We start from the raw sequence: 17,613 nt of genomic DNA on the forward strand, positions 1-17,613 counted from the left end.
AAAATACTTTAATTTAAATAAAAATTCAATTTAGGAGGCGATCTCATGACAGGTTACTTATGTTTAGAAAACGGAAAGACCTTTATAGGTGAAGTCACAATGGATGAAGAAGAGCCCGTTCAGGGTGAGATTGTGTTTTTCACAGGGATGACGGGATACCAGGAAGTGCTGACCGATCCTTCCTACAAAGATCAAATCGTAGTTTTCACGTATCCGCTCATCGGTCAATATGGCGTGAACGAAGATGACTACGAGAGCTTACAGCCGCAGGTGAAAGGGGTCATCATGCTCCAATCACCGGAGTTGTATTCCCATTATCATGCCACTTCTTCCCTTAAAGACTATCTCGGGAAGTGGAAGATCCCATTCATGACAGGTGTGGATACGAGGCAGGTAGTGAAGGCCATCCGAGATGTTGGAACTCAAAATGCGTGTATATCTTATACAGAAGTGCTTCCTTCAAAAGAGAAGCTCACAGGCCAAATTGAGAAGGTAGCCCTTTCTCAGCTCCGCAAGATGGGAAGTGGAAACAAGCATATAGCCGTCGTCGATTTCGGTGTGAAGAAATCGATTGTATCCAGTCTGTTAAAGATGGGTTGTCTTGTTACCATCATTCCCTATCATCAGCTTGAGATGTTGGATTTGTTAAATGTTGATGGACTTGTGCTATCGAACGGTCCGGGAGATCCGAAAGAAATGATGAGTCTTTTACCAAAGTTGAAGGAGAAGATCATGGAGCTTCCGACCCTTGGAATATGTTTAGGGCATCAACTAATCGCACTGGCACTTGGAGGGGATACCGAACGATTATTATTCGGTCATAGAGGAGCAAATCATCCTGTCATCGACAACCAAACCGGAGACGTGTTTATCACATCACAAAATCATAATTACGTCGTGAACGGGGCCAGTTTAGCAGGAACCGGGTTGGAACCCCGTTTCATGAACGTCAATGACGGTTCCCTTGAAGGGCTTCAACATATAAGCAAGCCTATCCTTTCGGTTCAATTCCATCCTGAAGCGCGTCCGGGTCCGGAGGATGCTTCTTGGATATTCCAGCAATTCTATCAAACGATTACACAACCAGGGAGAGAGAAGATGTATGCCTAAAGATTCCAGTATTCAAAAAATCCTCATAATCGGATCAGGTCCCATCATCATCGGGCAAGCGGCAGAGTTTGATTACTCAGGTACACAAGGCTGCCTTGCCCTGAAGGAAGAAGGGTATGAAGTGATTCTCGTGAATCACAATCCGGCTACGATCATGACAGATACGACCTATGCTGACAAAGTTTACTGCGAGCCCTTAACGGTCAAAACGTTAACTGCGATTATCGCTAGTGAACGCCCCGACGGATTAGTAGCCAACCTTGGAGGTCAAACAGCCCTGAATCTTGCAGTGGAGCTGGATGAAAGCGGAGTTCTCGCGGAGTATGGAGTGACACTCCTCGGAACCTCTGTGGATTCGATTCAAAAAGGGGAAGACAGAGAGAAATTTCGAACCTTGATGGACACATTGGGACACCCAACGGCAGAAAGTGATATCGTACACGATCTTCAAGGGGCTATCCGCTTTTCTGAAAAGATTTCCTTCCCGATCATTGTCCGCCCGGCTTATACACTGGGGGGAAGAGGCGGCGGCATCGCTTCAACCAGGGAGGAATATAGTAAACTCGTTCAAACCGGATTGAAGGCGAGCCCGATTCATCAAGTGCTGGTGGAAAAAAGCATCGCCGGGTTCAAAGAGATTGAGTATGAAGTCATGAGAGATTCGAAAGGAAATTGTATATCCGTCTGTAATATGGAAAATTTCGATCCCGTTGGTGTCCATACGGGTGACTCCATTGTTGTCGCTCCGTCCCAAACCCTGACAGATCAAGAGTTTCATATGCTGCGTACAGCGGCTTTCAATATTGTCAGTGCATTAGAAGTGGTGGGAGGATGCAATATACAATTTGCTTTAGACCCTAACAGTAACCAGTACTATGTGATTGAAGTGAACCCCCGGGTGAGCAGGTCTTCTGCTTTGGCATCGAAGGCAACGGGCTATCCCATCGCCAAGATAGCGGTTAAGCTTGCTGTCGGCTATACATTGAACGAAATCATCAATCCGCTGACGAAAACCACTTATGCAAGCTTTGAACCTGCCCTTGATTACGTGGTCGTCAAGTTTCCAAGATGGCCATTCGATAAATTTCCTGAGGCGAATCGGGTGCTCGGAACGAAGATGAAAGCAACGGGAGAAGTGATGTCGATCGAGCGTTCGTTAGAGGCTGCCTTTCATAAAGCTCTTCAGTCGTTGGATCTGTCCTTAGAAAACATTTATAGCGAACTGGCCGGCTTGTCTCAGGAAGAGCTGGAAAAGAGGATTGGAACACCAACGGATCTTCGCTTTTTTGAACTGTTGGAATTGTTGAGACGAGACCTTTCAATTCACCATCTTCATGAAAAGACAGGAATTGATAAGCTGTTCTTGTCCAACTTGAGTAACCTAGTATTCATGGAAAATAAGCTAAGAACATCCGACTTCACTTCTGATCTTTTAAAAGAAGCAAAGCAATTCCGGTTTGAGGATAAAACCATTGCCAGATTAATGGGGAAACCGGAAGAGTCCATCGAAATAATGAGAATGAAGGCAGGAATCGTGCCCGCCTTTAAAATGGTGGATACATGTGCAGGTGAATTCGAAGCGATCACCAATTATGCCTATTCTACTTATTATGGAGACAATGAGATTCAACCGTTACCGGGAGAGAAGAAGGTCCTGATTGTGGGAGCTGGTCCGATTCGAATCGGTCAGGGAGTCGAGTTTGACTACAGTGCCGTTAAGGCGATTCAGCGATTGAAAGAGCATGGATACATCACCATTATGGTGAACAATAACCCGGAAACAGTGAGCACGGATTATGAGACGGCAGATCGATTGTACTTTGAACCTATTACGAAAGAATCGGTCCTTTCCATTATCCAGCATGAGAATGTCGATACCGTACTCGTTCAATTCGGAGGACAAACGGCATTAAACCTGGCTTCTATATTAGAGAAGGAAGGTATCCGATTATTTGGGACGTCTTCAGATATCATTGACCATGTAGAGGATCGTGAACGTTTTTATCAACTGCTTGATGAACTGGAGATCCCCCGTGTAAAAGGAGATATCTGCCACAGTAAAGAGGAGGCATTACAAGTAGCACACAACTTAACCTTTCCTCTTCTTTGCCGTCCATCCTATGTGATTGGAGGAAAAGGGATGGTGAAAGTAACGACACAAACCGAGCTGCAGAAGTTCATACAGGAAGCGGATGCAGACTACTATCCTATTTTAATGGATGAATTCAAAGAAGGTCAGGAAATCGAAGTTGACTTGGTGGGGGACGGAGACGGAGTGTATGTACCCGGAGTGATGGAGCATATTGAACGGGCAGGCGTCCATTCAGGGGACAGCATGTCTATTTTCCCTTCTGAATCCCTGTCCGGTGAAATCAAGAGAACGATTGAAGAATATGCCCGGAAGATTGTGTCTTCCCTTCATTACAAAGGGATCATGAATATTCAATTTTTGCTGCAGGGTGAAGAGGTATTCGTGTTGGAAGTAAACCCGAGGGCAAGCCGGACAGTTCCGGTGGTCAGTAAGGTCCTTGGTTACTCATTAATCGATATGGCCACAGACCTCATGTGCGATGAGACGTTGAAGATAGACACCTTTAACCCTCCTTCTGAAATAGAGGTTGTTGGAGTGAAATATCCTGTATTTTCATCACATGCCCTGCCGGAAATCGATCAAACACTCGGGGCCAATATGAAATCAACGGGAGAAGGGTTATGCCTGGGTAAAACGGTTGAAGAAGCGCTATATAAAGTATTTGAAGGGCTGCATGAGGCTGTAGAGAGCGGTGGAACGGTTTATGTCGATAGTAAGCAGAAAGTATTAAAACAGTACCAGACTTCTTCGGAAACTTCGTTTAATGACTGGATTGAAACAAGCAATGCCTCTATATATTTCAGTCATGAAGGTACGGACGAAATGAAGAAGAGAAGAATTGCTGCTTTAGAAGCGGGGGTCACCGTTCTAACGGAAGCAGAGACCTTGTTGGCCTTTATTCGAAGTATGAAAGTGAATAAAGTGAACCCTATTCCATTGGCACCATCAAAATCGATACAGGGAGTGAGCAGAGTATGATGAATTCAAATGTTGCGACGTCGCCGGTAAAGGTTTCTTTAAAAGGGAGAGATCTTGTCACTTGGTTAGATTACACAACGGAAGAAGTACATGAGCTCTTATCACTGGCACAGTACTTGAAGAAAAATCCTTATTCAAAGGCGTTGGAAGGGAAAACCCTTGGAATGATCTTTGAGAAGTCGTCCACAAGAACCCGTGTTTCATTTGAAGCGGGAATGCTCCAGATGGGAGGTCATGCCATCTACCTGAATGCCCGTGATATACAGCTGGGTAGAGGAGAGTCAATCGCAGATACGGCAAGGGTCCTTTCCTCTTACGTGGATGGAATCATGATCCGTACGTTTGAAACTGAGAAGGTCATGGAACTTGCACAGTACGCGAATGTACCTGTCATCAATGGACTATGCGATACGTACCATCCTTGTCAGGCGTTGGCGGATGTACTCACGATTTTGGAGCTTAAGGGAACGCTGAAAGGATTGAAGGTTGTGTATATAGGGGACGGGAATAATGTGGCACACTCCTTTATGATTCTATGTGCGAAGCTTGGAATGGACGTCGTCATTTCTTGTCCTGAAGGCTATGAACCCGTTAAAGAGATTGTCGGGAAAACGGTTGAGCTTGCCGGAATGAACGGCGGAAGCTTTACGCTTTCTTACGATCCGCTTGAAGCGGTAAAGAATGCTGACATCGTATACACCGATGTATGGGCAAGCATGGGGCAGGAGGAAGAAGCGATTAAGCGTCTTAAAGATTTCAAACCTTATCAGGTGAATGAACAGCTTCTACAGCATGCTGCACCCGAAGTGAAATTTCTTCATTGTCTCCCGGCACACCGTGAAGAAGAGGTGACAGCGGCTGTCATTGACGGACCTTGTTCTGCCGTATTCCAGCAAGCGGAGAATCGATTACATGTACAGAAGGCTATACTGCAATCACTATTTGTATAAAGCTATTAGGTCCGCTTCTGATGTGAGGTGGACCTTTTAGTTGCCTGAAAGCATTTCCATAAGAGAAAATAGGGCTGAACCAAATGAACACATGTAAACATATAGTGTAGGAGAAACTGTAATTAGACCGTTTTGGAGGTGCTTGTGGTTTTGAGTAAACCAACGATTGATGACTACCTGGATAATGGAATATATGGCCAGAAGCAAACGAAGCCTGATGAAAGAAGAAAGTTTCTCGGGAGCTTGCGGGAACGAATCGTCATTGCCCTGACTCAGAGTCAGGTAAGGGAAAAGGGAGTGTACAAGGAAGTTCAGGAGAGTCTGAAGAAGCATCCTGATGCGAAGCTTTTATTAAATGGTAATATGAGCTACTCCTACTTATCTAAGTATATCAAGCTCGCTGATACGTATCATGTCTCATTTTCAATGGTGACCAATAAGGAGATCGAAACCGATATCGGCCTCGTCCTCGCGTATGATCATGCCATTGATAAAGAGGAAATCTATGTGAAGAAAAAAAGTGAAAAAGCCCCTGAAGCCAAAACGAAGCAAAAGACAAAGAAAAGCCTCTTTTCCTCGATTAAAAAGAAGCTTTTCTAATACTGTTTGCTCTTTTGGAAGAAAGAGAGTTTAAACAATCCTTTCAATATCGCTGGGATGATAAACAGAATAAATAATATCCGAAACAAGTGATATCCGGTAATGATGGAAAGGTCAGCGTTGACAGCTTGTCCGACTAAGGCCATTTCTGCCATTCCCCCGGGAGCCAAGCTAATAAAGGCAGTAAGAAATGTCATGTCATGCCAGCGACTTAATACAAAGCTAAGACCCGCGCAGCATAATATCAGAGAGACGGAAGTAAACAAAGACCAGACAATGAAATTGGACAAACCTTTAGATGACGAAAAATTCATCATGAAACTAAAATAAATGCCCAATGATAATTGAGCCAGAATAATGAACGGATCAGGCATATGGGGAATTGAAAACCCAGCCACCGAGAAGCCGCCAATGACTAAAATCGGTCCAAGCATGGCTGGGGTGGGTAAATGGATTCTTTTGGCCACAATCCCTGATACAATAGCAATGATGAAGAATAAAAAGAAAATCCACTGGAAAGAAGGTGCTTCTAAGGAAGGTACAGCACTCCCGGCATTGGATCCACCCCTGCCTTCTAAAAGGGGACTGAAGACGAGGAATGGTACAACAAAGATAACGGATAACAGTCGTATGACTTGAAGGATTGTCACCACCGTTAAGTCTATATTCTTCATTTCTTCTCCAAGAGCCACCATTTGAGAAAGCCCGCCCGGTATACTCCCTGTAATGGTTGAGGAAAAACCGATCCCCGTCATTTTAGACGTAATATAAGCAAGCACCATACTGAAGGCGATGATGGCAACCGTCATCGTAAGCATTGAAGGGAGCTGGGTAACGATTTCAATCATGGTTTCCTGACTAAAGGATTGGCCAATGGCATAGCCTACAATGATCAATCCTAGATCTCTGAAATAAGAGGGCCATGAGAGATCAAGCTTCGTCCATTTGTTGATGAGGAAGACTGAAGTCATAGAACCGAGAAGCCAGGATAGGGGAAGGTGAAGGAGTGTGAATACCCCTCCGCCCATAATCCCGACGACAAAGGCTAATAAAATAGGATGCATGTTGAAAATCCTCTCCATTTATGTACTATATTTAAAGGTAATCAAATGGTGAAGAGGAAGCAAATGGAATGCATTAACTGATAGTGAGATAACGGTCTGGATCGAGCCTGCTTCCTTCTGCTGCAATAGCCGTCATGCCATCTTCTGATCCGGATTCATGCATTTCTCCTTCCTGCCAAAAGATGGCCATGCCCGGTTTGACCATGATTTTCTCTTCCCCTTCGACCCTAACCCATCCAGCTCCAGACGTAATCATCAGGAGCTGATCGCACATAGCGGGATGCATTCCCAGTACGCTCTTAGCTCCTAAATAAAAGTACCCGATCTGTAATGGCTCATCAGGCTTTAATAAAGGATGGATGGTCACGTTTTGACTGTTGAATTGTTGAATGGATTTTCCGGTATTTTGTTTGAAGCTATAAATTTTCATGGAATCACCTCTTTTTATAGGTTCGGTTTTGTGAATGAGAAATCCTTTAATGGGAAGGTGAGAATGACATTATATGGGAAATAGCGCGATTATAAGGATATTGACGCAATTATCCCAAAAAAGACGCAATCGAAGCCTAAAACGACGCAATTCCCCGCGCACTGGTCCACGTTGACAGTCCTTCGTCCATCAGACCATACAAATATGGACAAGTTTTCCCCTTTGAAACTCCTCCCAAAATCGTGTCCAACTCATCGATTGCCACCATCTTGAATCCTCGATTCTTCTTGGGGATCATACAGAGAACCCCCACCCAAGGTCCGTCCCTCACAAAATGCACATACCCTCCCTGATTCGTGGTAGAATGAATGGAGGTATGGACAGGAATCAGCCATGCTCCCAACAATCGTTATCTCTTTATCATAGTTGCTTTAATGAAGCGAATTTTGGTATTATCAATAGTATTGTGAGTGTTCGAACATATACGGAGGTGAAGAAGATGTCTAGAATTTCTGAAGAGCAAGTAAAGCATGTTGCCCACCTTGCACGACTAGCCATCACAGAGGATGAAGCGAAAAAGTTTACAACTCAATTAGATGCGATCATCGGGTTTGCCGAGCAGCTGAATGAATTGGATACTTCAAATGTGGAAGCAACGAGCCATGTGTTGGATATGAAGAACGTTATGCGTGAAGATAAGCCTGTTGAAGGATTACCGCGTGAAGAAGTATTAAAGAATGCACCAGACAAACAAGATGGACAAGTGCGCGTTCCATCGATCTTGGACTAAGGAGGGTACCTCATGTCATTATTTGACCATAAATTATCAGAGCTTCATGAGCTTTTACATAAGAAAGAAGTATCTGTGACAGATCTAGTAGACGAATCATACAAGCGTATTGATGAGGTCGAAGATAAAGTAAAGGCATTTTTAACTTTAGATGAAGAAAATGCACGCAATAAAGCGAAGGAAATGGATGCAAAGCTTGGTACAGATGAAAGCAAAGGCCTTCTATTCGGCATGCCGATCGGGATCAAAGATAATATCGTAACAAAAGGACTTCGTACTACATGTGCCAGTAAAATCCTTGAAAACTTCAATCCGATTTATGATGCTACGGTAATCAATAAATTACATAGTGCCGATACGATTACGATCGGTAAACTGAATATGGATGAATTCGCGATGGGTTCATCTACTGAGAACTCCGGCTTCCAAAAGACGAGCAATCCATGGAATCTTGATACGGTTCCCGGGGGATCTTCAGGTGGTTCCGCAGCATCTGTTGCAGCTGGAGAAGTACCTTTCTCACTTGGTTCGGATACAGGTGGATCGATCCGTCAGCCAGCTGCATTCACGGGTACCGTCGGTTTAAAACCAACGTACGGACGTGTATCCCGTTTCGGTCTTGTAGCATTCGCATCTTCACTGGATCAAATTGGACCGATCACTCGTAACGTAGAAGATAATGCATATTTACTGCAAGCGATCGCCGGTCTTGACCCGAATGATTCCACTTCAGCGAATGTTGAGGTTCCGAACTACGCGGCAGCTCTGACAGGTGATGTGAAAGGCTTGAAGATTGCTGTGCCGAAAGAATATTTAGGTGAAGGTGTCGGCGAAGAAGCCCGTCAAGCAGTGCTTGCTTCATTGAAAGTGTTGGAAGGCATGGGAGCTACATGGGAAGAGGTTTCACTGCCTCATTCTAAATTTGGTGTTTCAACGTACTACCTATTAGCATCGTCTGAAGCATCTGCCAACCTTGCACGTTTTGATGGTGTCCGTTACGGTTATCGCACTCCGAACGCAGAGAACCTGCTAGATCTTTACAAGAAAACCCGTGCAGAAGGTTTCGGGGACGAAGTGAAGCGTCGTATTATGCTTGGAACGTTTGCATTAAGTTCTGGATACTATGATGCTTACTACAAAAAAGCACAGCAGGCACGTACGCTGATCAAGAAAGACTTTGAAGATGTATTTGCGAAATATGATGTCATCATCGGACCGACAACACCGACTCCAGCGTTTAAAATCGGGGAAAAAATCGATGATCCATTAACGATGTATGCCAATGATATTTTAACGATCCCAGTAAACCTTGCAGGAGTGCCGGGAATTTCTGTTCCTTGTGGATTCTCTTCAACTGGACTACCACTTGGACTGCAAATCATCGGGAAGCATTTTGACGAAAGCACGATTTATCGCGTAGCGCATGCATTCGAGCAAGCTACAGATTTCCATACAAAGAAACCACAACTGTAAGGGGTGAAATCAATGAACTTTGAACCAGTAATAGGACTAGAAGTCCACGTAGAATTAAAAACGGACAGTAAGATGTTCTCTCCGGCACCGAACCATTTCGGAGCAGAGCCGAATACCAATACGAACGTGATAGACCTTGGGTATCCCGGTGTACTTCCAGTGGTAAACAAGCGTGCCATCGAGTTCGGGATGAAAGCAGCGATCGCATTGAACTGTGAAATCGCCACGGATACGAAGTTTGACCGTAAAAACTATTTCTATCCGGATAACCCTAAAGCGTACCAGATTTCTCAATTTGACAAGCCGATCGGTGAAAACGGCTGGATTGAAATTGAAGTGAACGGTGAGAAGAAACGCATTGGAATCACTCGCCTTCATCTGGAAGAAGATGCTGGAAAGCTGACGCACTCAGGCGACGGTTATTCCCTTGTCGACTATAACCGCCAGGGAACTCCACTGATCGAGATCGTATCTGAGCCGGATATCCGCACACCGGAAGAAGCTTATGCGTATCTTGAGAAATTGAAATCCATCATTCAATACACAGGTGTTTCCGATTGTAAGATGGAAGAAGGGTCGCTTCGTTGTGACGCCAACATTTCCCTCCGTCCAATCGGTCAGGAAAAGTTCGGAACAAAAGCTGAGCTTAAAAACCTGAACTCCTTTAACTTTGTTAAAAAGGGATTGGAGTATGAAATCGTCCGTCAGGAGAAGGTTCTTTTATCAGGAGGCTTGATCCAACAGGAAACGCTTCGTTTCGATGAATCAACAGGAAAAACGATTCTAATGCGTGTCAAAGAAGGATCGGATGATTACCGTTACTTCCCTGAACCTGATCTATTAAATCTCCACATCGATCAGGAGTGGATGGACCGCATACGTGCTGAGATCCCTGAGCTTCCGGACGAGCGTAAAAAGCGCTATGTAGAAGATTTAGGCTTACCTGCGTACGATGCCATGGTTCTGACATTAACGAAAGAAATGTCTGATTTCTTCCAGGAAACCGTTGAGGCAGGAGCGGATGCGAAGCTTGCATCCAACTGGCTGATGGGAGAAGTTTCCGCCTACTTAAATGCACAGCAAAAAGAACTTGAAGACGTCAAGCTGACTCCTCAAGGACTGGCAGGCATGATTGAGTTAATCGAAAAAGGAACGATTTCTTCCAAGATTGCGAAGAAAGTGTTCAAGGAACTAGTGGAAAACGGTGGAGATCCAGAACAAATCGTGAAGGATAAGGGTCTCGTTCAAATCTCTGACGAAGGTGCCTTACTCAAAATCGTGACGGAAACGCTTGATGCCAATCCTCAATCAATCGAAGACTACAAGAACGGGAAAGACCGAGCCATCGGCTTCCTTGTCGGTCAAATCATGAAAGCGACTAAAGGACAGGCCAACCCGCCGCTTGTAAACAAATTACTGCTTCAAGAAATTCAAAAACGCTAAAAATATAGGCGAAACCCCTGGAAACCTTATATTTCCAGGGTTTTTTGTGCGGAAGAGGGACGGACCTTGATTTAAAATCAAGGTCCGTCCCTCTTTTTAGTTCAAGTTTTCCTGAAAAACATGATTTTCCTGTGTTTTTCGTAGGTATTTTAACCCGATGTTGAAAAAAGAAGTATATAGGCCTTTTAACTCATTCGTTGTGCAGGATGCTTGTACTATAGTATATCTAATGTTTTAAATAGTTTGAAAATTCTTATAAAGGGGTGTTGTAATTGAAGAAAAAAGTCGTAGCATTAGGTTTGACAGCCGGGTTAATGATGAGCCCTGTATTTTCACCGGAAGCATTGGGTGCATCAAATGTGAGTGAAAAGGTGAACTTCAATGCGAAGTTGGGGACTCCACAATTTATATCCGGGAAATTAACAAAGGCATCTACAAATGCCCCTGAAACAATCGTGTTTGATTATTTGATGGAAAAACAACAGTCATTCAAGTTCAAAGGAGACGCAAAACTATCTTTTCAAGTGAAAGAAAAGCGTAAGGATGACTTAGGATATACATATCTACGCATTCAGCAAGTATATAAAGGAACACCTGTATATGGAGCCGTCCTGACTGCCCATGTGAATAAAGAAGGTGTCCTGACTGCGTTATCCGGGGCTCCGATAGCTAATCTAGATGAAAAACAAAACTTAAAGCAAACCAAAAAATTATCTAAAAAAGAAGCCGTTTCAAAAGGGGAAACTGATTTAGTAAAACACGTAGGCAGTCAGCCTGACTATGAATATGAACCTAAATCCGAATCAGTGATTTATGTGAAAGATGGGGAAGCCCATTATGCCTATCTCGTAAACTATAATTTCCTTGCTCCAGAGCCTGGGAACTGGAATTATTTCGTTGATGCGGTCACAGGGGAAATCCTGGGCAAAGTAAATGATATTCATGAAGCGAACAACGGAGCCGGTAAACCTGGCGGCGGAGGTGGAGCTGCTGGAGGAACCGATACTGTCGGATCTGGTAAGGGAGTACTGGGAGACACGAAATCACTGAACACGTATCTGTCATCTTCAACTTATTATTTACAGGATCGTACGAGAGGTGACGGAGTGTTCACGTATGACGCTTCGAACCGGACACGTCTGCCGGGATCACTGTGGGCGGACAGCGACAATCTTTTCAACGCAAGCTATGATGGAGCGGCTGTTGATGCTCACTATTATGCTGGACAGACATACGATTACTATTTGAACACACATAATCGGAATAGCTATGATGGCAATGGGGCAGCACTGAAGTCGACTGTCCACTATGGAAGAAACTATAATAATGCATTCTGGAATGGGCAGCAAATGGTATATGGCGATGGTGATGGAACGACATTCGTTGCATTATCAGGAGGATTGGATGTCATTGCCCATGAACTGACACATGCTGTAACGGATACAACAGCTGATCTGATTTATCAAAATGAGTCCGGGGCTATCAATGAATCTATGTCAGATATTTTTGGGACATTGGTAGAATACGATACAAATAATAATCCGGATTGGGAGATCGGGGAAGACATTTACACACCTAATAAGAGTGGGGATGCACTTCGCTCCATGTCAGATCCGGCAAAATACGGTGATCCTGACCACTATTCTGTAAGATACACAGGGACGCAAGACAATGGCGGGGTTCATATCAATAGTGGAATAGGAAATAAAGCGGCCTATCTGCTAAGTCAAGGTGGTACTCACTATGGTGTGAAGGTAACTGGAATCGGAACTGATAAAACAGGAGCGATCTATTACCGTGCATTAACTCAATACTTAACACCATCTTCAACATTCAGCCAGCTTCGTTCAGCAGCGGTTCAAGCGGCTACGGATCTATATGGTGCAGGAAGTGCTGAGGTGGCGAGTGTGAATGCCGCGTATAATGCGGTAGGCGTTAACTAAATATGCTGAATGAAGAGAAGGGCTGTCATGGCTCTTCTTTTCTTTTTGTCCTTTTTTGTTCTTTATGAGGCGGTTTTTATCTGAATCCTCCATGTGGTCATGGTTATATTTGTTTCCTTTTTGCTTTTTCCAGAATCTGCTTGGCTAAGCGGTAATACGTATCTGCTTCAACTTTCGATTCAGCTCTCTTTAACTGTATCATGTAGTTTTGGAATCGAAGTTTGTCGACTGACGAGACTTTCATCACAATTTTTCTCATTTCGGCACTCCTTTTGTGGACAAAATTGCGTCCAAATATCTATTCTGAATTTTCTGTAAATAATATATAATATTAGTAAATGATTCCAGAGGGTGGATAGAATGTCCTTATTCGAAGTGATCTTGTTGCCAATGTTAATGGGTGGTATTGGAGGCTTAGGACATATTCTGGTTTTCAAAAATGGTCATTTCACTTTTCCACGAAAATTTATCGACGATCAAGGTGAGAAGCACTATCTTTTTGGCTCAACAAAGGATATTATCATAGGCATTCTAGCAGGGTATCTGTCAGTATTACCGGTAGTTGATACAGTCCCCATCTGGTATGTGATCTACATTAGTTTATTATCGGGAATCGGGGGAAGTTCCGTCATCACACGAAAAATCGAACAAAATTTAGCAAACACCAAAGCATCCTATATCCAAGAGCTATCTCATTATCAGCTCGAACTGACCTCTAAGGGAGGATCTTCAAACCATAATGAGGTGAAACCTGTTGGCGAAGTGGAAGAAAAAAAGAATCAAGGTTGAACTGCCACCAGAAGACTATGAAAAAGCAAATCATTATTTAAAAAGACTGAAGGAGGCAGATAGCCTAGTCGAGCTGAACTACTACTATAATAAAGTGGCAAAAATAATTGAGAAATCACAAAATGTTTAAGATGGGTCAATTGAAGAGTAGTCCTATAACACTCTACTTTAACCAAAAAATGTGAGGATGAAACTGACAATTGAGTCAGCTTTTTTTCTGTTAAGGAAAGATGTATGTAAGGTACTTCTCCTATCATACTTCCTTCTTTCCATCCCCCTCTGGAAAGATAGCCTGATGAGGAGTAGCGTTATGCTATTCCTTTTTTTAGATTGCAAGGCGTTAAATGATAGAGTTCATAAGAACCTGTAAATCTGTCCGGAATGGTGCTTTTCTTATATTATATTCCTACAGGCATAATCGTACAATTGAAAATTGAATTAGAATGAAAACTATATTTTCCTTGTGAAATATGAGAAACATGAATATGCTATAAGGAGAATTTAAGAGAATATATGTTTGTGCTTCACGGAAATGTGTGGGGCTGGAGGAGGAAGAAACATGAACTTAGAACAATGGTTCAATAAAGGAATGGCATCTGAAGATTACCTGGAGTATATGAGTGTACATAAAGAAAATTCCGAAGTTATCAGGAAGAACTTTACCATTCCACAAGAAGATATAGAAGTCTTGAATAAACTGGGAGAACACTCCTTACGAGTGATTGCCATCACGGAAGATTGGTGCGGGGATGCCATGCTGAATATCCCCATCTTGCTAAAAGTGGCAGAGTCCGCTGACATGGAGGTTCAAATGGTTTTACGGGACGAAAACCTTGAATTGATGGATCAATATTTAACGAATGGAATATCTAGAGCGATTCCCATTTTTATTTTTATCGATCGTGATGGTAATGAAAAGCTGGTATGGGGACCCAGAGCACCTATGGTAAAGAAGATCGTCGATGATGAACGGGCGAAGCTGCCACCGAAGGATCATGAGCTTTTCCCGGAAAAGCAGAAGGAAATGATTCAACGCTTAACCACTCAATATACGAAAGATAAAGAAATATGGCAGGAAGTGTATGAAAGCTTGAAAACGAGTCTTGTCCAGAATGTGCTGATGTAAAAAAAGATTGTAATAGTAGAAGTCATCCGGTCGTTTCTGGAGTCTTCTTTTTTAAACGGCATGATGTCTTCATACTCACTCAAAATTGAATGGTAAAAAGTACCCGTCGTCATGGGATTTTTTGCCGGTTCACGAATGACGGAATTCGAGTTAATATGGTATAGGATGAGGAGTTGAAGCATCATGATTCACCAAAAGACAAATACAATTGTGATAGAAGCGCTAAATAAATTTCCCCATAAAATTCACATTAAATTGGGAGAAATCCTGCGTGAACGAGGATTGACACAAGGCGATCTTCATCGCTTAACAGGGCTAAGAGTGGCTACGATCAATGAGCTGGTTAATTTCAAGAAGAAATCCTTAACGGTGGCTCATCTTGTTTCCATTATGATCGCCCTTAGAATTACAGATATCCGTGATCTCATCGAAATAGAATTTGATCAAGAAGTTCAGGACTACTTCAATGAAGAAAGTCAACGAATGAAAAACGGATTTACTCCGGACCTGACAAAAACCGCTGAACAAAACGTAAAGCGAATCGCAGCTGGAGCCAACAACTAAATATCATTACATCTCAAACGGTCATTTTTGATGACCGTTTTTTTTAGGTTAGGGACGGACCTCTATTTCTTATTTGAATTCCCATATCAAATGATAGAAATATAATATATTTAAAGGTTTACAACCAATCAAAACAGGATAATTCCTTAAAGTAAGAGATGATTCAGCAGGTTTTTAACTATTTTTAACTATAATGATATAAAAACCTTGGAGGTCCGTCCCTCTATCATTCAGACAGGAGGATTTTTGGGACAGGATACAGAATGTAGTATGTAGGTTGTCGGAAGGCTTTTGTGATGGAGTTGAAATGAAATCGTAACGTTCATTTTAGGGAAAATCAATTATGATAGGGGAAGAGAGTAAATGGAAGTTAATTTTGGTCATGTGTCCTCTCGTTATGCTGTGTCTTGTGAAGATATTCCGCATCAATTCTTTGATACGTTAAAAGTCAGGGGAATTGTGTGGGAAGGGAGAAAAGTGGCTGAAATTGGTGCTGGCACCGGTGCTATGACACGAAAGCTTCACAAGCGTGGAGCCGAAGTGATCGGGGTCGAGCCGTCTATCGAGCTCAGGAAAGCTGCCAAGGCATTAGAGAGTAAGCAATACTTGGAAATCCCATATCTTACTGGCACAGCCGAATCTACGAATCTGCCGGATCAATACTATGATATCACCATAATCCACAGAAGCTGGCATTTATTCGACCGCCCGAGAGCGATTAGCGAAATGAAACGGATACTGAAGGAAAAAGGAACGTTCATTGTGAGTGATTCCAGCTTCCTGCCACATCACGAGGTGGTAAAGGATACGATGACGTTTTTAAATGATTATATAGAGATAACTCCACCCGGATCAAAAGCCGATTCAGTGAAACAATTGAATGGATTTCCGGTGGAATGGCTGTTAGAATGGCAGGAAGCTGACTTTAACTTGAAAGATTTTTATACATTTTATTACCCAGTCGACTTTACGTTACAGTCTTGGTGTGAGCGAGTAGGCTCCTTATCCTGGCTCACTCATTTAGAGAATAGTGAGAAAGAGGGATTATTGCAATCATTACATACGTTCCTGTCAGGGCGTTACGATGCTCTTCATGAGTTTACTCTTCAGCACCAGTTTACAGTCTGCCTGATGAAAAAGTAGAAAGAGTGATCGGATTGGAATCAGCGGAAAAATATGTAAATTATTTAAATATGGATATAGAGCCCCCTACGTTAAACTATTTGCAACGACTTATCCAGCAGCACTTAATCAGGATTCCATATGAGACCTTCAGTAAATTTTATTACTTCTCTCAGGGTGAATCCTTTGTGCCTTCCTTACACACCTTCGCAGAAAATCTCCACTCTAAAGGGTGGGGAGGCACCTGTTTTACATTAAACATTAACTTTGGGAGACTATTGAAAAAATTAGGCTTCGATTGTCAGTTTGTCAGAGTGCAGCCGGGCCACCTAGGATTAATGATTACCATTGATAACCGTAAGCTCTACGTGGATGTGGGATATGGGTCACCGATCATGAAGCCCGTCGAGCTTGAAGCGAGGCAGAGGCATCTTCTTCACGGCTTCGGGGAAGAAATTATTTTCACCCAGAAAGACATTCGGGAATTTGAAGTGGATCGCCGTTCAAATGGCAAATCCTTTGTAAAAAAAATCATTGAGTGGATCCCATTAGAGGAAGAAGAATTAGAAGCCGACATAGAAGCATCCTACTTGGATTCCGATGACAACATAACAATGAGAAGAATCACCGCCGTTCGCTTCCAGGGCAATCAGTGCTACTTCCTGCGTAATGAGACATTGAAAGTGATGACCTACCGAAACATCCGTGAATATCAGATGAAGGATCTTGATAAGTGGAAAGATATCGTCGGGGAAGTCTACCACTTTGATTCATCGTCCCTTCAGGAATCCATCCAGTTTTTACAACAGCGGAATATCAAACTGTTCCCATAAACCGTCTGGAATATCAAGTTGATATTCGGGATGGTTTTTTTTGCTTATACAAAAGGTTTCTTAAAATCAACCGTGTAAACATGAGTCAATGACAAACATTACGAAAGAGAGTGCCGATTTATGTATTTTTTTTAACAATGATCGGGGGAGATTGCTTTATGAGTTTACAATTTTCAATTTCCATTAGATTTTTCCAGCGAAAAGAGTTATGATATTGACCGGTAGACGCTTTATAATAGATTTCCAATTGAATAAACATTGCATGAAAAAAAATAATTAGTATATGATGTTAAAAGATGGAATATA

Annotated in this window: 18 protein-coding genes; 14 read left to right on the top strand and 4 right to left on the bottom strand. The window is 42.8% G+C overall.

The genetic code is table 11. The features are described from left to right. Positions 1-45 precede the first annotated feature (45 nt). From ACCB35_RS01775 to ACCB35_RS01790, 4 genes are all read left to right on the top strand, one after another. The gene (locus tag ACCB35_RS01775; protein ID WP_374055500.1) at positions 46-1,110 is read left to right on the top strand and encodes a carbamoyl phosphate synthase small subunit; all 1,065 of its coding nucleotides are present in this window, start codon (positions 46-48) and stop codon (positions 1,108-1,110) included. After that, the gene (locus ACCB35_RS01780; protein ID WP_374055501.1) at positions 1,103-4,180 is read left to right on the top strand and encodes a carbamoyl phosphate synthase large subunit; all 3,078 of its coding nucleotides are present in this window, start codon (positions 1,103-1,105) and stop codon (positions 4,178-4,180) included. Before ACCB35_RS01775 ends, ACCB35_RS01780 begins: the two co-directional genes overlap by 8 nt. Then, positions 4,180-5,130 carry an ornithine carbamoyltransferase gene (gene argF, locus ACCB35_RS01785; RefSeq protein ID WP_374056925.1) on the top strand — a complete coding sequence of 317 codons (951 nt, stop codon included), beginning with the start codon at positions 4,180-4,182 and terminating at the stop codon, positions 5,128-5,130. The genes ACCB35_RS01780 and argF overlap by 1 nt, the downstream gene beginning before the upstream one ends. A gap of 150 nt (positions 5,131-5,280) precedes the next feature. Beyond that, positions 5,281-5,730, top strand: coding sequence for a YueI family protein (locus ACCB35_RS01790; RefSeq protein ID WP_374055502.1), 450 nt, complete (start codon positions 5,281-5,283; stop codon positions 5,728-5,730). Here the strand turns inward: ACCB35_RS01790 and ACCB35_RS01795 are convergent. The 3 genes from ACCB35_RS01795 to ACCB35_RS01805 form a co-directional block, all read right to left on the bottom strand. Continuing rightward, entirely contained in the window at positions 5,727-6,794 is a 1,068-nt protein-coding gene (locus ACCB35_RS01795; RefSeq protein ID WP_374055503.1) for an AbrB family transcriptional regulator, read from the bottom strand. The two genes, ACCB35_RS01790 and ACCB35_RS01795, sit on opposite strands and share 4 nt — an antisense overlap. 73 nt (positions 6,795-6,867) lie before the next feature. Continuing rightward, positions 6,868-7,224: a cupin domain-containing protein gene (locus ACCB35_RS01800; RefSeq protein ID WP_374055504.1), complete on the bottom strand. Its 357-nt coding sequence runs from the start codon at positions 7,222-7,224 to the stop codon at positions 6,868-6,870. 136 nt (positions 7,225-7,360) lie between these two features. Further along, positions 7,361-7,627 carry a hypothetical protein gene (locus ACCB35_RS01805; RefSeq protein ID WP_374055505.1) on the bottom strand — a complete coding sequence of 89 codons (267 nt, stop codon included), beginning with the start codon at positions 7,625-7,627 and terminating at the stop codon, positions 7,361-7,363. A 96-nt stretch (positions 7,628-7,723) separates the two neighbouring features. On the opposite strand from ACCB35_RS01805, the gene gatC reads away from it, so the two are divergent. The 4 genes from gatC (at position 7,724) to ACCB35_RS01825 (ending at position 12,873) form a co-directional block, all read left to right on the top strand. Then, complete coding sequence (gene gatC, locus ACCB35_RS01810) at positions 7,724-8,014, top strand: Asp-tRNA(Asn)/Glu-tRNA(Gln) amidotransferase subunit GatC (protein WP_034760864.1); 291 nt, start codon at positions 7,724-7,726, stop codon at positions 8,012-8,014. Between the two features lie 12 nt (positions 8,015-8,026). Beyond that, entirely contained in the window at positions 8,027-9,487 is a 1,461-nt protein-coding gene (gene gatA / locus ACCB35_RS01815) for an Asp-tRNA(Asn)/Glu-tRNA(Gln) amidotransferase subunit GatA (protein ID WP_374055506.1), read from the top strand. A gap of 12 nt (positions 9,488-9,499) precedes the next feature. Beyond that, positions 9,500-10,930 carry an Asp-tRNA(Asn)/Glu-tRNA(Gln) amidotransferase subunit GatB gene (gene gatB / locus ACCB35_RS01820; protein ID WP_044339049.1) on the top strand — a complete coding sequence of 477 codons (1,431 nt, stop codon included), beginning with the start codon at positions 9,500-9,502 and terminating at the stop codon, positions 10,928-10,930. Positions 10,931-11,202: 272 nt separating this feature from the next. Then, complete coding sequence (locus ACCB35_RS01825) at positions 11,203-12,873, top strand: M4 family metallopeptidase (RefSeq protein WP_374055507.1); 1,671 nt, start codon at positions 11,203-11,205, stop codon at positions 12,871-12,873. A gap of 103 nt (positions 12,874-12,976) precedes the next feature. Here ACCB35_RS01825 and ACCB35_RS01830 read toward each other — a convergent pair whose 3' ends face one another. Then, entirely contained in the window at positions 12,977-13,132 is a 156-nt protein-coding gene (locus tag ACCB35_RS01830) for a hypothetical protein (RefSeq protein WP_156142417.1), read from the bottom strand. Positions 13,133-13,233: 101 nt separating this feature from the next. On the opposite strand from ACCB35_RS01830, the gene ACCB35_RS01835 reads away from it, so the two are divergent. From ACCB35_RS01835 to ACCB35_RS01860, 6 genes are all read left to right on the top strand, one after another. Next, positions 13,234-13,662: a DUF4257 domain-containing protein gene (locus ACCB35_RS01835; protein WP_374055508.1), complete on the top strand. Its 429-nt coding sequence runs from the start codon at positions 13,234-13,236 to the stop codon at positions 13,660-13,662. After that, positions 13,628-13,792, top strand: coding sequence for a hypothetical protein (locus ACCB35_RS01840; RefSeq protein WP_156142419.1), 165 nt, complete (start codon positions 13,628-13,630; stop codon positions 13,790-13,792). The genes ACCB35_RS01835 and ACCB35_RS01840 overlap by 35 nt, the downstream gene beginning before the upstream one ends. Positions 13,793-14,221: 429 nt before the next feature. Continuing rightward, entirely contained in the window at positions 14,222-14,788 is a 567-nt protein-coding gene (locus ACCB35_RS01845) for a thioredoxin family protein (protein ID WP_374055509.1), read from the top strand. Positions 14,789-14,971: 183 nt separating this feature from the next. Continuing rightward, on the top strand, positions 14,972-15,352 hold the full coding sequence (locus ACCB35_RS01850; RefSeq protein WP_374055510.1) for a helix-turn-helix domain-containing protein: 381 nt from the start codon (positions 14,972-14,974) through the stop codon (positions 15,350-15,352). A gap of 363 nt (positions 15,353-15,715) precedes the next feature. After that, positions 15,716-16,495 carry a class I SAM-dependent methyltransferase gene (locus ACCB35_RS01855; RefSeq protein WP_374055511.1) on the top strand — a complete coding sequence of 260 codons (780 nt, stop codon included), beginning with the start codon at positions 15,716-15,718 and terminating at the stop codon, positions 16,493-16,495. Positions 16,496-16,545: 50 nt separating this feature from the next. Next, positions 16,546-17,307: an arylamine N-acetyltransferase gene (locus ACCB35_RS01860; protein ID WP_374055512.1), complete on the top strand. Its 762-nt coding sequence runs from the start codon at positions 16,546-16,548 to the stop codon at positions 17,305-17,307. Positions 17,308-17,613: the final 306 nt, after the last annotated feature.

Source organism: Rossellomorea sp. FM04394 (genome assembly GCF_041889765.1).
GTDB classification, from domain to species: domain Bacteria; phylum Bacillota; class Bacilli; order Bacillales; family Bacillaceae_B; genus Rossellomorea; species Rossellomorea aquimaris_B.